At 54.5% G+C, this 17,562-nt stretch carries 11 protein-coding genes, 1 tRNA gene and 1 pseudogene; 3 read left to right on the forward strand and 10 right to left on the reverse strand.

The genetic code is table 11. The annotated features are described in order from the left end of the window. Positions 1 to 39: 39 nt before the first annotated feature. Positions 40 to 1,533 (forward strand): MDR family MFS transporter, encoded by a 1,494-nt coding sequence (locus OU800_RS14445; protein WP_268184331.1) that lies wholly within the window; start codon positions 40 to 42, stop codon positions 1,531 to 1,533. 178 nt (positions 1,534 to 1,711) lie between these two features. On the opposite strand, the gene uvrB is transcribed toward OU800_RS14445, so the two are convergent. Continuing rightward, on the reverse strand, positions 1,712 to 3,727 hold the full coding sequence (uvrB, locus tag OU800_RS14450; protein ID WP_268177986.1) for an excinuclease ABC subunit UvrB: 2,016 nt from the start codon (positions 3,725 to 3,727) through the stop codon (positions 1,712 to 1,714). A 245-nt stretch (positions 3,728 to 3,972) separates the two neighbouring features. Here uvrB and OU800_RS14455 point away from each other — a divergent pair, with 245 nt between their 5' ends. Together OU800_RS14455 and OU800_RS14460 are read left to right on the forward strand one after the other, a co-directional pair. Then, a complete protein-coding gene (locus OU800_RS14455; protein WP_268177987.1) occupies positions 3,973 to 5,169 on the forward strand; it encodes an amino acid aminotransferase in 1,197 nt (398 codons plus the stop codon). Positions 5,170 to 5,362: 193 nt separating this feature from the next. After that, positions 5,363 to 5,438: transfer RNA gene (locus OU800_RS14460), tRNA-Asn, on the forward strand. A 476-nt stretch (positions 5,439 to 5,914) separates the two neighbouring features. Here OU800_RS14460 and OU800_RS14465 read toward each other — a convergent pair. The 9 genes and pseudogenes from OU800_RS14465 to asnB form a co-directional block, all read right to left on the reverse strand. Further along, positions 5,915 to 6,238, reverse strand: a complete 324-nt coding sequence (locus OU800_RS14465; RefSeq protein ID WP_268177988.1) for a ComEA family DNA-binding protein — start codon at positions 6,236 to 6,238, stop codon at positions 5,915 to 5,917. A 79-nt stretch (positions 6,239 to 6,317) separates the two neighbouring features. Next, a pseudogene (locus OU800_RS14470) lies at positions 6,318 to 6,458 on the reverse strand (hypothetical protein); the annotation flags it as partial. A gap of 79 nt (positions 6,459 to 6,537) precedes the next feature. Further along, a complete protein-coding gene (locus OU800_RS14475) occupies positions 6,538 to 8,223 on the reverse strand; it encodes a glucosamine inositolphosphorylceramide transferase family protein (RefSeq protein WP_268177990.1) in 1,686 nt (561 codons plus the stop codon). 334 nt (positions 8,224 to 8,557) lie between these two features. Further along, positions 8,558 to 10,561 carry a polysaccharide biosynthesis protein gene (locus OU800_RS14480; RefSeq protein ID WP_268177992.1) on the reverse strand — a complete coding sequence of 668 codons (2,004 nt, stop codon included), beginning with the start codon at positions 10,559 to 10,561 and terminating at the stop codon, positions 8,558 to 8,560. Positions 10,562 to 10,638: 77 nt separating this feature from the next. Further along, the gene (locus OU800_RS14485) at positions 10,639 to 11,196 is read right to left on the reverse strand and encodes a sugar transferase (RefSeq protein ID WP_268177993.1); all 558 of its coding nucleotides are present in this window, start codon (positions 11,194 to 11,196) and stop codon (positions 10,639 to 10,641) included. After that, positions 11,180 to 12,136, reverse strand: a complete 957-nt coding sequence (locus tag OU800_RS14490; RefSeq protein WP_268177994.1) for a UDP-glucose 4-epimerase family protein — start codon at positions 12,134 to 12,136, stop codon at positions 11,180 to 11,182. Before OU800_RS14490 ends, OU800_RS14485 begins: the two co-directional genes overlap by 17 nt. Next, positions 12,133 to 13,260 carry a glycosyltransferase family 4 protein gene (locus OU800_RS14495; protein ID WP_268177995.1) on the reverse strand — a complete coding sequence of 376 codons (1,128 nt, stop codon included), beginning with the start codon at positions 13,258 to 13,260 and terminating at the stop codon, positions 12,133 to 12,135. The genes OU800_RS14490 and OU800_RS14495 overlap by 4 nt, the downstream gene beginning before the upstream one ends. Positions 13,261 to 13,286: 26 nt before the next feature. Further along, complete coding sequence (locus OU800_RS14500; protein ID WP_268177996.1) at positions 13,287 to 15,485, reverse strand: lysylphosphatidylglycerol synthase domain-containing protein; 2,199 nt, start codon at positions 15,483 to 15,485, stop codon at positions 13,287 to 13,289. 95 nt (positions 15,486 to 15,580) lie between these two features. Continuing rightward, positions 15,581 to 17,557 carry an asparagine synthase (glutamine-hydrolyzing) gene (asnB, locus tag OU800_RS14505; protein WP_268177997.1) on the reverse strand — a complete coding sequence of 659 codons (1,977 nt, stop codon included), beginning with the start codon at positions 17,555 to 17,557 and terminating at the stop codon, positions 15,581 to 15,583. Positions 17,558 to 17,562: the final 5 nt, after the last annotated feature.

Raw genomic sequence — 17,562 nt, forward strand, 5'->3', positions numbered from 1 at the left:
CGCGCGACGGTTGAACCCAGCCGACGCGACTGGATTGCCGTGATGAGCGCCATGCTCGGCGCCTTCATGGCGGTGCTGGACATCCAGATCACCAACTCCTCGCTCAAGGACATCCAGGGCGCGCTATCGGCCACACTGGAGGAAGGTTCGTGGATTTCCACGTCCTATCTGGTGGCCGAGATCATCATGATTCCGCTGACCGCCTGGTTGGTGCAGTTGCTCTCGGCGCGGCGCCTGGCGGTGTGGGTATCAGTGGGCTTTCTGATCGCCTCGCTGCTGTGCTCCATGGCCTGGAGCCTGGAGAGCATGATCGTGTTTCGCGCCCTGCAGGGCTTCACCGGCGGCGCGTTGATCCCGCTGGCGTTCACCATGACGCTGATCAAGCTACCCGAGCATCACCGCGCCAAGGGCATGGCGCTGTTCGCCATCACCGCTACCTTCGCCCCCTCCATCGGCCCCACGCTCGGCGGCTGGCTGACCGAGAACTGGGGCTGGGAATACATCTTCTACATCAACGTCCCGCCTGGCCTGATCATGATTGCCGGCCTGCTCTACGGCCTGGAGAAGAAGGCGCCGCACTGGGAGCTGCTGAAGACCACCGACTACGCCGGCATCCTCACTCTGGGCCTGGGCCTGGGCTGCCTGCAGGTGTTTCTCGAGGAAGGTCACCGCAAGGACTGGCTGGAATCGCAACTGATCGTGGGCCTGGGCAGCGTGGCGCTGGTCAGCCTGATCCTGTTCGTCATCCTGCAGCTTTCCCGCCCCAACCCGCTGATCAACCTCGGCGTGCTGCGCGAGCGCAACTTCGGCCTGTCCAGCATTTCCAGCCTGGGGCTCGGCGTGGGGCTGTACGGTTCGATCTACGTGCTGCCGCTGTATCTGGCACAAATCCAGGGCTACAACGCCATGCAGATCGGCGAGGTGATCATGTGGATGGGCATACCGCAGCTGTTCCTGATTCCGCTGGTGCCCAAGCTGATGAAGATCATCTCGCCGAAATGGCTGTGCGCCCTGGGCTTCGCCCTGTTCGGCGCGGCGAGTTTCTTCTCCGGCGTACTCAACCCGGACTTCGCCGGCCCGCAGTTCAACCATATCCAGATCGTCCGCGCGCTTGGCCAGCCGCTGGTGATGGTCACCGTATCGCTGATCGCCACAGCCTACATCCTGCCGCAGGATGCCGGCTCGGCCTCCAGTCTGTTCAACATCCTGCGCAACCTCGGCGGCGCCATCGGCATCGCCCTGCTGGCCACCCTGCTGGACGCCCGCACCAAGGTCTATTTCGACTACCTGCGCGAATCCATCGTGCCGACCAACCCGCAGGTGGACGAACGCCTGCACCTGCTGGCACAGACCCTGGGTAGCGAACAGGCGGCACTGGCCAGGCTGAGCCAGATCGCCCATGAACAGGCCACCATCATGGCCTACAACGATGCCTTCCATGCCATCGGCATCGCCCTAGCGGTGAGCATGCTGGCGATTCTGCTGACACGAAAGCTGCCGCAGAACATGGCTGGGGCCAGCGCGGCGCATTGAGTCCGGTCGTAGGGTGGATGCCGCTTTTTACATCCACCAAGGCGGTGGATCGGTAAAGCGTGATCCACCCTACAGAACTTGGCTCCCATAACCGCCCGAACCCGTAGGCGAATTTATTCGCGATAGGTTTTGGCTCAGCAGGTAGCCCGGATGCAATCCGGGAATGGGAGTGGCTGCGCTACACCTGCAACAAGCGATCACGCAGCTTCTGAATCTCGTCGCGCAACTGCGCTGCGGCCTCGAACTCCAGGTCGCGAGCCAGGGCATACATCTTCTCCTCCAACTGGCGAATACGCTTGGTGATCTCACTCGGCGAGCGCAGCTCGGCCTCGTAACGGGCGCTCTCCTCTGCGGCCTTGGCCATGCCCTTGCGCTTGTTGCTGCGCGCCCCCGGCACCACGGCACCTTCGAGGATGTCCTTGATGTCCTTCTGCACGCCCTTGGGCACGATACCGTTGGCCTCGTTGAAGGCTACCTGCTTGGCGCGACGCCGCTCGGTCTCGTCGATGGCTCGGCGCATCGAGCCGGTGATGTTGTCGGCGTAGAGGATGGCCTTGCCATTGAGATTGCGCGCTGCGCGGCCAATGGTCTGGATCAGCGAGCGCTCGCTGCGCAGGAAGCCTTCCTTGTCCGCATCGAGGATGGCCACCAGCGCCACCTCCGGCATGTCCAGGCCCTCGCGCAACAGGTTGATGCCCACCAGCACATCGAAGGTGCCCAGGCGCAGATCGCGGATGATCTCCACCCGCTCCACCGTGTCAATGTCCGAGTGCAGGTAGCGCACCTTGACGTCGTGGTCACCCAGGTAGTCGGTCAGATCCTCGGCCATGCGCTTGGTCAGGGTGGTGACCAGCACGCGCTCGCCCACCGCAACACGCAGACGGATCTCCGACAGCAGGTCGTCGACCTGGGTGCGCGCCGGGCGCACTTCCACCTCGGGGTCGACCAGGCCGGTGGGGCGCACCACCTGCTCGATCACCCGCCCGGCATGCTCGCCCTCGTAGGGCCCGGGCGTGGCGGAAACGAAGATGGTCTGCGGGCAGGCGGACTCCCATTCCTCGAAGCGCATCGGCCGGTTGTCCAGTGCCGAAGGCAGGCGGAAGCCATACTCCACCAGGGTTTCCTTGCGCGAACGGTCGCCCTTGTACATGGCGCCAACCTGCGGCACCGAGACGTGGGATTCGTCGATCACCAGCAGCGCCTCGTCCGGCAGGTAGTCGTACAGGGTGGGTGGCGGCGCGCCGGCCGGGCGACCAGAGAGGTAGCGCGAGTAGTTCTCGATGCCGTTGCAATACCCTAACTCGAGGATCATCTCCAGATCGAAGCGGGTGCGCTGCTCCAGGCGCTGCGCCTCCACCAGCTTGTTGGCGCCACGCAGGTATTCCAGGCGCTGCTGCAGCTCGGCCTTGATGTGCTCCACCGCCTCCAGCAGGGTTTCACGCGGCGTGACGTAGTGGCTCTTGGGGTAGAAGGTGAAGCGCGGCAGCTTCTGGATCACCTCGCCAGTCAGCGGGTCGAAGGCGCTGATGCTCTCCACCTCATCGTCGAACAGCTCGACACGGATGGCTTCCAGATCCGATTCCGCCGGGAAGATGTCGATCACGTCGCCGCGCACACGGAAGGTGGCACGGGCGAAATCCATGTCGTTGCGCGTGTACTGCAGCTCGGCCAGGCGGCGCAGCAGCGCGCGCTGATCCATCTTGTCGCCACGGTCGAGGTGCAGCACCATCTTCAGGTACTCCTCGGGGCTGCCCAGACCGTAGATCGAGGACACGGTGCAGACCACGATGACGTCCTTGCGCTCGATCAGCGCCTTGGTCGCGGAAAGACGCATCTGCTCGATATGATCGTTGATCGAGGCGTCCTTCTCGATGAAGGTGTCGGACGACGGCACATAGGCTTCCGGCTGGTAGTAGTCGTAGTAGGAGACGAAATACTCCACCGCGTTGTTCGGGAAGAAGGCCTTGAATTCACCGTAGAGCTGCGCGGCCAGGGTCTTGTTTGGCGCCAATACCAGCGTGGGGCGCTGCACCTGGGCAATCACGTTGGCCACGGAGAAGGTCTTGCCCGAGCCGGTGACGCCCAGCAGGGTCTGGTGCGAAAGCCCGGCCTCCAGTCCCTCGACCATCTGCCGGATCGCCTCGGGCTGATCGCCGGCAGGTTTGAAGCGGGTCACCAACTGAAACTCGGACATGCAGTACCTCGACGAATGACTGTGACGCTTCTCTTCGGACTGCGTCAAAAGCCATGAATTGCAGGGCGAACTGGCGATAGGTTCAAGTAGAGTCGAATCACCTGGCAAAAGGCCTTAATTCAGGGCTTTGCGCTGTCGCCCCCTGGATTCAGGGTCGTTATACTAACGCCCCGATTACGCGCCCCCTAGCGCTTTTGTCGGGGACGCCTGGCCTCCCACCCCTCACTCGAGTTGCCGCACCCATCATGAGTCTCTTCTCCGCCGTCGAAATGGCTCCGCGCGATCCCATCCTGGGCCTCAACGAAGCATTCAACGCCGACACCCGCAGCACCAAGGTCAACCTTGGCGTGGGCGTCTACTACAACGAGGAGGGGCGAATTCCGCTGCTGCGCGCCGTCGCAGAAGCCGAAAAGGCACGTATCGAGGCCCATGCGCCGCGTGGCTACCTGCCGATCGAAGGCATCGCTGCCTATGACAAGGCCGTGCAGGAACTGCTGTTCGGCAAGGGCGCAGCGCTGATCGAAGCCGGCCGCGTGATCACCACCCAAGCCCTGGGCGGCACTGGCGCCCTGAAGATCGGCGCCGACTTCCTCAAACGCCTGCTGCCCGATGCCACCGTGGCCATCAGCGACCCGAGCTGGGAAAACCACCGCGCGCTGTTCGAGGCGGCCGGCTTCCCGGTGCAGAACTACCGCTACTACGATCCGTTCAGCAACGGCGTGAACCGTGGCGGTCTGCTCGAAGACCTGCGCAACCTGCCGGCGCGCTCCATCGTCGTGCTGCACGCCTGCTGCCACAACCCGACTGGTGTCGACCTGCAGATGGAAGACTGGAAAGCCGTGCTGGAAGTGTTGCGCGAGCGCGAGCACGTGCCCTTCCTCGATATCGCCTACCAGGGCTTCGGTGACGGTATCGATCAGGACGCCGAAGCCGTGCGCCTGTTCGCCGATTCGGGCCTGGAGTTCTTCGTCTCCAGCTCCTTCTCCAAGTCGTTCTCGCTGTATGGCGAGCGCGTCGGCGCGCTGTCGCTGGTCACCGGCAGCCGCGAAGAGGCTACCCGCGTACTGTCGCAGCTCAAGCGCGTGATCCGCACCAACTACTCCAACCCGCCGACCCACGGCGCCACTGTGGTCGCCAGCGTGCTCAACAGCCCCGAGCTACGCGCCATGTGGGAAGCGGAGCTGGGCGAGATGCGCGAACGCATCCGCAACATGCGCCTGGCCATGGTCGAGCAACTGGCTGCCCTGGGTGCCAAGCGCGACTTCGGCTTCGTTGCCGAGCAACGCGGCATGTTCTCCTACTCCGGCCTCACCGTGGAGCAGGTCGAGCGCCTCAAGGAAGAGTTCGGCATCTACGCCGTCGGCACCGGTCGCATCTGCGTCGCTGCCCTGAACAACGGCAACCTGGACAGCGTCACCCGCGCGATTCATGCGGTGCTGTAAGTCTCGACGCTAGCCCACAAAAACGCCGGTCTTTGAGCCGGCGTTTTTTATGGGAGGGGCTGTAACCTGCAGTTGCTGTTGCGGCTACCCCTCCTCCCACAGCACCAACGCGAATGTTCCGAATCATAGCCAGGCAGGAGTCACGGCAAGGTGTTGACTTCCCTTTTTTAATCAGTAACATACGCGCCGTTGTTCCGCGATAGCTCAGTCGGTAGAGCAAATGACTGTTAATCATTGGGTCCCTGGTTCGAGTCCAGGTCGCGGAGCCAGATTCAAGAACCCAGCCCAGTGCTGGGTTTTTTATTGCCTGCGGACTCTCACCAGGGCCTACGTCCCAGGTTATTCGCTTCGCTCACCCCTTCGGGGCCGCGCTGAAGCGCGTTCAGCTTCGCTGTCGAGTCCAGGTCGCGGAGCCAAATTCAAAGCCTCGGTTCATGCCGAGGCTTTTTCGTTTTCGGCGGACTCTCACCAGGGACTGCGTCCCAGGTTATTCGCTTCGCTCACCCCTTCGGGGCCGCGCTAAAGCGCGTTCAGCTTCGCTGTCGAGTCCAGGTCGCGGAGCCAAATTCAAGAACCCAGCCCAGTGCTGAGTTTTTTATTGCGCCTGTGGACTCTCACCCAGAGCACACCTTGTAGGAGCGGATTTATCCGTGATCATTCACAGCGAAGTTGTGAATGCCCTCCTCCTAACAACGAAAAAGGCCGGTCAAAAGACCGGCCTCATACAGCGCAACGTCGCCAGGCGTCAGTTCACGCTCAACTTGTCGCGATTCTTCTCCAGAGTTGCCTCGCCAATCCCCTTGACCTCCAACAGCTCGTCAACCGACGCGAAATTACCGTGCTGCTCACGGTATGCGACGATCGCCTGTGCCTTGGTCTCGCCGATACCCACCAGCTCACGCTGCAAGGTCGCAGCATCGGCGGTATTGAGATTGACCATGGTAGCCGGCGCCACCTGAGCGGCAACGGGCTTGGCGGCATCGGCCTTGGAGGTTTCGGCTGCGGAAACAGCCAGGGAGAAGGAAGCCAGAACGGCAAACAGCAGAGAAGCAAGACGAACGTTCATCATGATATGTATCCTTACGTCAGTTGATCCATGCGAGGGCACCTAGCCCACATGGATCAACATACACAATGATGGCAGCCTGTCAACTCTCCGTGCGCTTTTGCAAATAAAGCCAGTCGACGATCTCCCCCTCGGGGCGATAGCCCGAGACTACCTCGCGTAGAAGCTGCCGCACGCGCTCGTAGTCCTCACGCGCCACCGCTTCATGGAGCGCCTGCAGCACTTGCTGGTATTGCACCATACCGCGCTTTTTCGCCTGTTTTTCCTTGCGTTGGCTGCCTGGCCTACGTTTTAGTCGCCCTCTAGCGGAAAATTTTTCCGTCGATAACTTCAATAGTCTCAGATACATTATATGTGTGCGTCCCCTTCAAACCCCTTAACCAAACTGGGTCTATCCGCCCCACCAACTCCTCCTTGAAAACATCTCTGGTCAACTCAACAATTTCAAAAAACTGAATGGCATATCCATATGATTTAGAGCAGTCTTGAGCCGGCCTAATAAGTCGCCCCTCATGTTTAAATATTTTACCAGCCGGCCTTGAGCTACGCACATCAGACTTTATTGGATTGAGTGCATGCGGCATCCATGGCCCCAATGGGGAGTCAGCAAAGAACAGAAACAACTCATCACAAGTTGATCCCCCGCACTCGCTGACATTGACAAACATATACCAAGTGCCCTCATGCTCGATCAAGGTCGCATCTGCAGCATTAATATTCTCTAGCAGATTCCCAACAACTTCCCATTCCGCCGGAAAGGAAACAGCACGAAATAGAGTGACTGTTCGCCCCTGTGCCGTTTCAGGAATCATAAACACTTCCTCATTCCACTCAAACAGAAATGGATAAGAAAGATGAGTATCAGTAGACAAAGCCACCCTCGGTGAAGAAGGTTTATTTTCCTCGTCAAGCTCAATATAAGAGATGACACCTTTATCTTCGCTATACTTCAGCTCTTCAAAGAAGATAAAATTCCTACCTGAAACTTGAATAGGAAAGGGATCAGCATAAAAACGATCTTTCGGAGGAAACAAGGGTATAAATCCCTCTACCTTCGGCACAGCCAACTCAGTCTTGACCCTTGGTCTATAAGCAATAAACCACTGCTCCCTTTTTTTTGTTAACTTAGAGGCAAGAACAGTAAACGCCAGGCGAGCTAAAAAAGGCAGCATCTGCAAGTTGGTTGGCGTTCTATAGATAGATTTATCATAGGGCTGCGCTGGTTCTACGACCAACCCCTTCTCCCCATGCAAATATAGACTGCGCAAACAACGCATGACATATGCAGCAGCCTTCCAATATGTGCGACTGCGATTTGCGCTCAGCCATATTTTGTCCTCCGTGGCGCTATAAGAGCGATATATAACCTGACCGCCATCTAACGTCTCTGTCAACTTTTGCAAGATCGTTCCGGAAAGTGGATTACGCTCATACATCTCCCAAAATAAAGCCGGCCCTCCTCTGTACTCATTATTGTCACCATGATGATAAGACCACACACCATACCTAGCGCTATTTAAGATATCACCCTTTAATATATTGAACCCAAACCTAAGAATAACATCCAGATCATGTGAACCAATAATCTCCAAATCTCGCTCTACAAAGCGATCAACATACCTCCCCCTAATACTGTTAATTTGAAGCAGGGGCAATCCATCAACCAGATAGCATACATTTTTGCTGTGCAAAGCCGTTACAAGGTGACCATGCCTAGCATTATCAAATGAAATATACCGAGAATACAACGCATTCTTCATCTGCCCAGTTATTAGCCTCTTAAATCGACTTGCGGGCAACGGAGATTCTGTAACATTGGCATTCAATAGGACAAGTGAAATTTCAGCAAAACCAGAAGACTTTATGTCCGATAGTACTTTTTCCACCCAAGCAGGAACATCTAACCCGTCAAGCATGACGCCGACTCTAAGCGACGGACGATCAAAATTAACTTCTGAATATATATTGAAGGTTGGATATGTATGCATTAGCTCGCTTCATAGTATTTTAAATAGAGACCCAGCCCCATAACAATTTCGCGCCTTTCCACGCTCAACCAGTCTTACCCCCCAGAATCCACAACCAGCAGACGCAATGAAATCTTAATATGCTAAAAAAACCAGACAACATAGGCTGTCATTAAGAGCGTCCCAGAAAAAAGTGCAACCCAAGTAAGCTTAAGTAGCTCCCTCACAATATGCGAAGAAGCTCATACTATAGACTTGCGTATAACAATTCATAAAACACTGAACTCAGTCCTGCTTCACTAACTAACGTATCCCTATGCCGCTACCGCGCCATCAACTGATGCCGGCTGTAGAGCTACTCTGTGCGTTTCTGCAAGTAAAGCCAATCGACGATCTCGCCCTCGGGGCGATAGCCCGAGACTACCTCGCGTAGAAGCTGCCGCACGCGCTCGTAGTCCTCACGCGCCACCGCCTCATGCAGCGCCTGCAGCACTTGCCTGTATTGCGCCCAGGGCAACATCTCTTCGTTGGCACGCATGATCATCGAATGCTCGGTGGGGCTGACATTGTCACCGATCAATAGCTCTTCGTAGAGCTTCTCACCGGGGCGCAACCCCGAAAACTCGATGGAAATATCGCCATGGGGATTATCGACCGAGCGCACGCTCAAACCACTGAGCTGAATCATTTTTTCCGCCAGGTCGGCAATCTTTACCGGCTGCCCCATATCCAGAACGAAGACGTCACCGCCCTCACCCATCGACCCAGCCTGAATCACCAATTGCGCGGCTTCGGGAATGGTCATGAAGTAACGCGTGATATTGGGGTGCGTCACCGTCACTGGGCCACCACGGCGAATCTGCTCATGGAATAGCGGAATCACCGAACCAGAAGAACCCAGCACATTACCGAAGCGCACCATGGTAAAACGGGTCTTGTTCACCCGATGCACCTTCTCTTCGCGCCCCCAGAGCACAGGCGCCGGTTCACCACTGAGTGCCTGCAACACCATCTCGGCCAAACGCTTGGTGCTACCCATCACATTGGTCGGTCGGACCGCCTTGTCCGTGGAAATCAGGACGAAATGTGCAACCCCGGCCTTGACTGCAGCCTGAGCAGTGAACAGGGTGCCGAACACGTTGTTCAGTAAGCCTTCGGCGATGTTGTGCTCCACCATCGGCACATGCTTGTACGCCGCCGCGTGATAGACCGTATCCACCGCCCAGCTCGACATCACCTCATCGAGCCGCTCCGGGTTGCGAATCGAGCCCAGAATGGGGATCAACTGAACGGCAAGCGACTCGCGCTTGATCCGGCCCAGCAACTCGGCATGGATGCTGTAGAGATTGAACTCGCTGTGCTCGAACAACAGCAGGGTCTTAGGCTCACTGGAAAGAATCTGCCGGCAGAGCTCCGAGCCAATCGACCCCCCCGCCCCGGTGACCATGACCACCTGGTTACGAATGCAGCGCTCGAACAAGGCCTTCTGCGGCGGCACCGGATCACGCCCCAGCAGGTCGGCGATGTCAACCTCCTGTACGTCATCCACCTTCACCCGGCCACTGGCCAGATCCATGAACCCCGGCACACTGCGTACATGCAAGCTGTACTGACCGAGCAACTCGAGGATCTCTCGTCGACGCGCGCGAGAAGCAGAAGGCACCGCAAGAAGAATTTCCTGAGCGGCGGTTTCCTCGATCATTTGCAGGATATGCTTGGGCTTGTAGACCCTCAGCCCCGCTATCGCACGATTGGCAATCGACGAATCATCGTCGATAAAGGCAACGGGCGTCAGCGAACGCCCCATACGCAGCGCAGCCAGCAATTGATTCCCCGCCGCACCGGCACCGTATATAGCCACTCGTGGCAGGCCCTGGTCACGTATCTGCAGGCGATTGGGGCGCTCGGCAGAAAACCAGTCCCCCATGAAGTACTGACGCATCAGCAAGCGCAGCCCGCCGATCATCATCAGACTCAACCACCAATAATTGAGCACCATGGAGCGAGGTATCACGGCTGTCGTGTCTCGATACCAATAGACCGCCAAGGCCAGCAGCAAGGCAGAAAGGGAAACGGCCTTGAAAATGCTCTTCAGCGCATCATTGCCGAAGTAACGCATCACCGCCCGATACATGCCCATGCGGATGAAAATGGGGACGGAAATCAAGGGTGTAAAAACAAAAAGCCATGCATGCTCACCAAATGGATCAGCGGCATCCAACTCCCCCATTCGCACCACGAAAGCCAACCACAGTGCGCACCAGACCAGCACGACATCCGTCATGACCTGGAGTATGCGCTTGGAGCGCCTCGACAACCCTATCAGGCGCTCACGCAGGCGATCAGCAGCCTTCAGCATCACAACCTCTCTTCATATCCCTTGAGCATGAATATCAGCAACCACTCTTGCCTAGGCCAATAGAATGATCCCAAAGCTTATGACGAAGAGCGCACGCGATCACCAGCGCCCTTGCCTAGCACTGTCATGAAGATGTACTTGAAATAATGCGCCAGTGTCAGGTCACGGATCATCCGCTGATCGGTTTCTGCCAGCAACTGCGGTGTCGACATATCGATATCGCTCACCTGAGCCAGCCCGGTGATACCCGGCCGCACATTGAATACACCACGACAGGCCCGCTCTGCAGTCAGTTCCTGTTGATTGAACAGCCCTGGGCGCGGCCCTACCAGACTCATTTCCCCTTTCAGTACATTCCAAAGCTGTGGCAATTCATCGAGCTTGGTTTTACGCAAAAAAGCACCAAGTCGCGTAATGGAGGCACTGGAAGCCAAGTGGCTGGCGACAGAGGCCGTATCGACCGTCATGGTGCGAAATTTGATCAGGATGAAAGGCTTCTGGTTACGTCCCACCCGTTCCTGACGAAACAGAGGTGAACCTGTATCGAACAGGCCCAGCACATAGATCAGCAGCAAGACAGGAAAACCGAACACCAATCCCAGAGAAGCAAACAGAACATCAAACAGACGAATCACGAACGCACCTTCTCAATCCTTCTTTGACAGACACGGGAGGCTCCCAACCCAACAATTCTCGTGCTTTGCCGATATCCACCTGCAGTGACCCCAGCAAACGCTGAGCGACGGCACGCTTACCCAACAACGCTGCACCCAGGCTGAGCAAAGCCGCTGGCACAGGAATCAGACGTGCGGGCCGCCCCATGGCTTCCGCCACGCCACGCAAAAGCTCGGTCGTTGACAGATCCTCACCATCCCCAGCAAGGAAGACCTGATTGGCAGCTGCCGGATGGTCAATGCAACGGATGATCAGGTCAACCAGATTGTCTATACCCACCAGAGAGCGTTTGTTATGAATAGCCCCTAATGGCAGCGGCAACCCTTTGCTCACGAGCTTGATCAGGCTGGCAAAGTTGCCCTTGACGCCCGGCCCATAGACCAAGGGCGGTCGGATGATGACGATTTCCATTCCGGTCTCACCAGCCAACCTCATAAGACCTTGTTCGGCCTCTAACTTGGATAGACCATAAGGATCCTCAGGAGCAGGTACATCAATAGGACTGAAAGGCTTGCCTTGCTCGGTCGACTCACCATTGACCTTAACTGAACTGATAAAGAGGAAACGCCGCACACCTGCTGCTGCCGCTTGACGAGCTAAATTTAGTGTCGCATGGACGTTTATTTTTTGAAATTCAAAAAGAGGATCAGGTACCTGATCAGACATTACATGTACACGAGCAGCGCAATGTACGACTGTATCGACACCACTCAAGAAATCAGAAAAACAAGCTGTTTCAAGCTCCGCTAAATGTACATGTTCCACACCGAGAGGCCAATCCGGGTTGATCTTACGAGAAGCGGCCAGCGCCGAAAAATTGGAATGATCGACGATTCGTCTAACCAGAGCCGTCCCAATAAATCCATTCGCACCGGTGATCAAGATCTTCTGCCGAGTCATGATGCTTTCTCCGATCCACGGTAAATATCCAAATGTTGAGAAATGACATTATGGATAGAAAACTCACGCTCGGCAAAAGCACGACCAGCAAGTCCCATTTGCTGACGTAAAGACGGGCTCTCGACCAAAGCTTGTATAGCATCAGCAAGCGCAGCGGCATTCATTACAGGAACTAATAACCCCGTCTGCCCAGGAATGATGGCATCTCGGCAACCAGGCACATCGGTGGTGACTACGGGCCGGCCACAGGCAGCAGCCTCGATCAGACCTTTAGGTAGACCCTCGCGATAAGAGGGTAAGCATACGATATGAGCATTCGTATAATGCTGAGCCACCTGATCACTGTAGCCTGACAGCTCAACGACCCCCTCTTTCTTCCATAGCTCAATTTGCTCAGAGGTTACGGAAGACGGGTTACCTGGATCTGGCGCCCCGATCAATTTGAACTTAACGCTCACGTTCCGATGGCGCAATATCCTGGCGGCGTCCAAATACTCATATACCCCCTTATCCTTGAGCAATCGAGCAGCCATGACGACAGTCGGCACACCATCTGGCTCCGGAAAATAACCGTAACTATCGAGATCCACCCCAGAGCCGCGTATGAGACATGCTTGCTCAGAACTCACAGCACCAGAATCCAGCAATAATTGACGATCATCCGGATTTTGAAAAATCACAACCAACTTATTCTGTTTAAATGCATGACGATATAAAAAGGAAATGAGCACTTTGCGAAATCGAGCCAACACTGAATCTGCAGTGAACACGGTGCCCAAGCCTGAGACTGCAGCCACCACGGATTGCACACGTAGAAAGCGTGCAGCCACCCCCCCATACAATACAGGCTTGATGGTTACCAGATGCACGATATCAGGCCTCACATGCCTGAACAGCCCAAAAATCTGAACCAACGTCATCAACTCTTTCAAAGGGTTCTGCCCACTTCTCTCCATCTCGATCGAGTGATGCTGAAAACCCATATCCTGAATGCGCTGGACACTATCGGCATGAGGAGTAGCCACATGCACTTCATAACCGATACCTCTAGCAGCAACTGCGATCACCGCCCGATGCGACAAGAAGAAATCAGCCGAGTTAACCAAGAAAAGAAGTTTCTTCATCAAAAAAAGCCTAAACCAAGCACGCCCTAAACCTCTCTACTACTGACGCGGGGCACAGCAATACACGCACCCAGAAAGACCCAAAAAATGCGCTGATAGAACACCTCATGAAACAGACTCATAGCCGCAAAAACCAGAAAAAGCATTATCAACGCGTTACGCACAACCCTGAGACCACAACCGGAGAGTGCATATTTAAATATACAGATAAAAGGAGCGGCGAACAGAGCAAAACCAACAACGCCGAACTCAGCCAATATCCATAAAGCTGTATTATGGATTATGACATCAATACCTAGGAGTTCTGAACTTTCATGATAGAAAGCCCCCAAACCTGCGCCGAAAAGCGGATTTTTCAGCCACATATCAAAAGAAGCAGTCAAGAGCGTCAGCCTGAGCGAATCGCTTTCTTGGCTAGACACAGGCAGAGCTATAGCGGATATCCCTGCAGAGAAATCAGGAGCCCCCTCACCCCCAGAGGAGAATAGAGACACAATCAAATGATACACATAAAGAAGGTAATACTCACAAAGCCCCCAGACATACGGACCGTACTGTGCGACCAGAAAGCCTACACCGCCCAACAAAAAAGAACCGACCAGAAACTTACGCCTGGCCACACCAAAATAAAAAGCATATAAAAACACCATTGCTAGGACAATGGTAGCCGACCGCGATGCGGTTATCAAAATCGCTGTAACCATCACTGCCACAGCAAAGAACAAAACATCAAAACCAGCCAACTTCAACGGCCGCCGCAAATACCACGGCTCAAAGGCGAGCACCAGAGCAAGAACCATAAGCACCTGGAAAGCGAGAGCATTACGATTACCTGAATAGGCCTCCAGAATATAGCTAAACCCTTCAAAACGAAGCAAGCCGTGAACAGACAAAAACCACTTAACAATACTTACAACAAGAACAAGCACGAGAGATACAACCATGAATTTAGAAAGCCTGAAAAATCCAGACATTCTGAAGTACCTCACCACCATGTAGCCACAAAACAAATACCCCAACAAAACCAACCAGCCAACCAGCTTTCCTGAGGCCCACGCCGTACTGCCAAAAGAAAGATAACCGTGAAGATATGCCCCCACAAAAGCCAGGCTTATCAGCAACAGATAGACATTGAGCCACGAAACCCGCCATTGCGGCAACTCGCGCTTCAAGAACAAATTCAACATAACCACTGAAAAAATCAATACTGCAAAAGGATCAGCCAAGTTTACGTTAAGATATCCCTCACCTATCTGAACATGAACCTGGAAGAAAATCAGCCCACCCACCATCAGCGTCAAAATCCATACTGCGATTTCTTCCAACCCTAGAACAGATGAAGAGCGTATCATGGAGCTGAGCCCAACCTTGGCCTCTTGAAACTTTCGTTTGATAATTAAAACCGGAAACAGAACAAGTACCGCAGCAATTGAAACAAAGCCCAGAAGTACTGATGCAGCCAAAGCACTTGCAGCCGCGCCGCCAAGCAAAGAAATAAGGGATATGGACGAAACCTCCCGCAGCCCCCACCCGCCAAAACTTACAGGAAGTCCAGCTAAAAAAGAAACGATCGCCGCAACAGACAGAACACTAAGCGCATTGACATCCGGCAGCACAACGGAGAAAACCGTAAAAAAAGAAAGAAGAACAAGAATGTTGGCCAAAAGAGAAAGCGCGTAAACCTCAAGAAAACTCAACACTGCCCCCCAAGCAAAGACCCTCTTGATAACGACACCCTCTGCCCGGCTAGCCACCCAGTAGAAATAAGACGAAATAGATAATAAAAATATTAATGAAACCTCAAAAAGAGGAACGTCCTTAACGTAATCGACCACCTCCGAGGAAAAAATAAAAAAACCTCCCAACAGCGCCAGCACACCACTCAAGCTACCAACGACGAATCGCTCATAGAAAGCTATAGCGGCATTCTCCACTGCAGAGACGCCAGCACGCTCAAGCATTACATGCCTTCCTGCAACCTGCCCCAGCAATGGGATCATCAATAGAGACGCAATACTACCAGAAACATTAGCTTTCACTACATCTACAAAACCCACAGCATAACCAAAGTGCTTCAAGACCCTCCAGTAGCGTATGGTCACAACAACGAAGTTAAGCAGAAACAGCAGGAATACTCCAACAACGGTTGTCAGCGGAAAGCTGAACAGCGAAGCGAGGAACTTATCGAAATCTACAAAGTAGAAAACGAATGCGATCAGAATCATCGAAAAGATTAAAAGAAACTTCCTCACAACGCCCCCATGCAGACCGAGCCCGCAAAACTCAATTTATATGTACGATTCACAGCTAAAATAGTTAATTATGATGACAGTGCCGTGAATCTGGCCTCTTCATCCAACCAGGCCTGAAACATCAAGACATCCCACAACTGATACTGCCAATTACGTTTGCCTGCCAGATGCTCACTCCACTTGGCACGAACAACGGATGCATTAAAGAAACCATCGTTATTCAATCGCACCTCGCTCAGCAGATTTTCAGCCCACTCACGCAGCGGCCCACGTAACCAGCTATCTATCGGCACGCCAAAACCCATTTTGGGTCTCTCGATCAGCTCTTTTGGTACATGCCGGTACAACACCTGCCTGAGCGCCCACTTGGCTTGGCCATCACGTAACTTCACAGTCTGAGGTAGGCTCCAGGCAAACTCTACAACTCGATGATCAAGGAACGGCACTCGAGTTTCTAGCGAGACACCCATAGCCGCACGATCTACCTTGGTCAGGATGTCGTCAGGCAAATAAGTCAGCATATCGAGCGCCATCATGCGCTGCACATCATCAAGCCCCTCGAGCGCCGGCGTACTACCATTCAACAAAGTAGCTGGCTCATACCCACCAATCACCACTGATGCTGGATCATGCCAATGCGAAACCAAACCGAGATATAACTCACTCGCTGATTGGCATGACAACACATCCGCTCCTTTGTGTAGCTTGTCGCCCATGTTCGCAAGTCGAGCACTTGAGGGCATCAAAGAAGATAAACGAGCAGCCAACTTGTCCCATGATTGAGGCGCAATACTGGTCAACATCATGGCTACCATCTTGCGCATAGGTCTCGGCACGGAAGCTAGTTTACGCCAGAGATTTGCCGTCATTTGGTAACGGTTGTAGCCACAGAACAGCTCATCCCCTGCATCCCCTGAAAGAGCTACAGTGACGTGCTGCCGAGCAAGTTGCGATACGAGAAAGGTCGGTATCTGCGATGAGTCAGAGAAAGGTTCATCATACAATGAAGGTAAACGCGGAATTACTGCAAGGGCTTGCTCAGCAGTTACATACAGCTCAGTATGAGAAGTCCCCAGGTGTTTCGCTACTGCTTTGGCATGAACCGCCTCATTGTAACCCTCTTCATTAAAACCAATGGTAAATGTTTGAACAGGCCGCGATGATTGCGCTTGCATGAGCGCAACTACAGTAGAAGAGTCCACGCCACCAGACAGGAAAGCTCCAAGGGGTACATCGGCCATCATCTGCTGGCGTACCGCATCCTTCAGCAAAGCCTCCAGATCATCGACTGCTTGAGTTGCGCTGCCAGTATAGATGTTGCTCCTCCCCTCGGTGGCCACTCTGGCACCAGACCAGTAGGAGACTATAGTCGGCTCGGGTTGAGCAAGCGAGACCGTAAGTACACAGCCAGGCCGCAGTTTTGAAACACCCTTGTAAATTGAATACGGAGTGGGAATATAATTATGACGCATATACAGCGACAACGCGCCACGGTCAATCTCACCTTTCCAAGCCGGATGAACCTTTAATGCTTTTAACTCGGATCCAAATAAAAAAGCGCCATTCATCCAACCATAATAAAGTGGCTTCTCACCCAGCCGATCTCGGGCAAGTGTGAGCGTACAGCTTTGCCGATCCCATACCGCAAAAGCAAACATCCCGATAGCCTGCTCGAGCGTCTTCTGGACACCCCAAGCATCGAAACCTGCTAAAAGCGTTTCCGTATCGGAATGTCCTCGCCAAGACATCACGGCGTGATTACGCTCAAGCTCAGCACGAATATCTAGATGATTATAAATTTCACCGTTGAACGCTATTACATAGCGTCCGGATGCAGAAAACATCGGCTGGTGGCCTGCCGATGACAAATCCACTATAGACAAGCGCCTATGAGCCAGGCCGATACCAGCCACGTCATCTTGCCAGGCGCCGAAGTCATCCGGTCCCCGCGTAATAATCGTGTCAGTCATGCGCGCAAGTATTTTTGGGGCCTGCCCAGCTACGCCCCAAGCCCCCTGCCCCAAATATCCGGCAAACCCACACATTAGGC

Origin of the sequence: Pseudomonas sp. GOM7 (genome assembly GCF_026723825.1) — a bacterium.
Lineage (GTDB): Bacteria > Pseudomonadota > Gammaproteobacteria > Pseudomonadales > Pseudomonadaceae > Aquipseudomonas.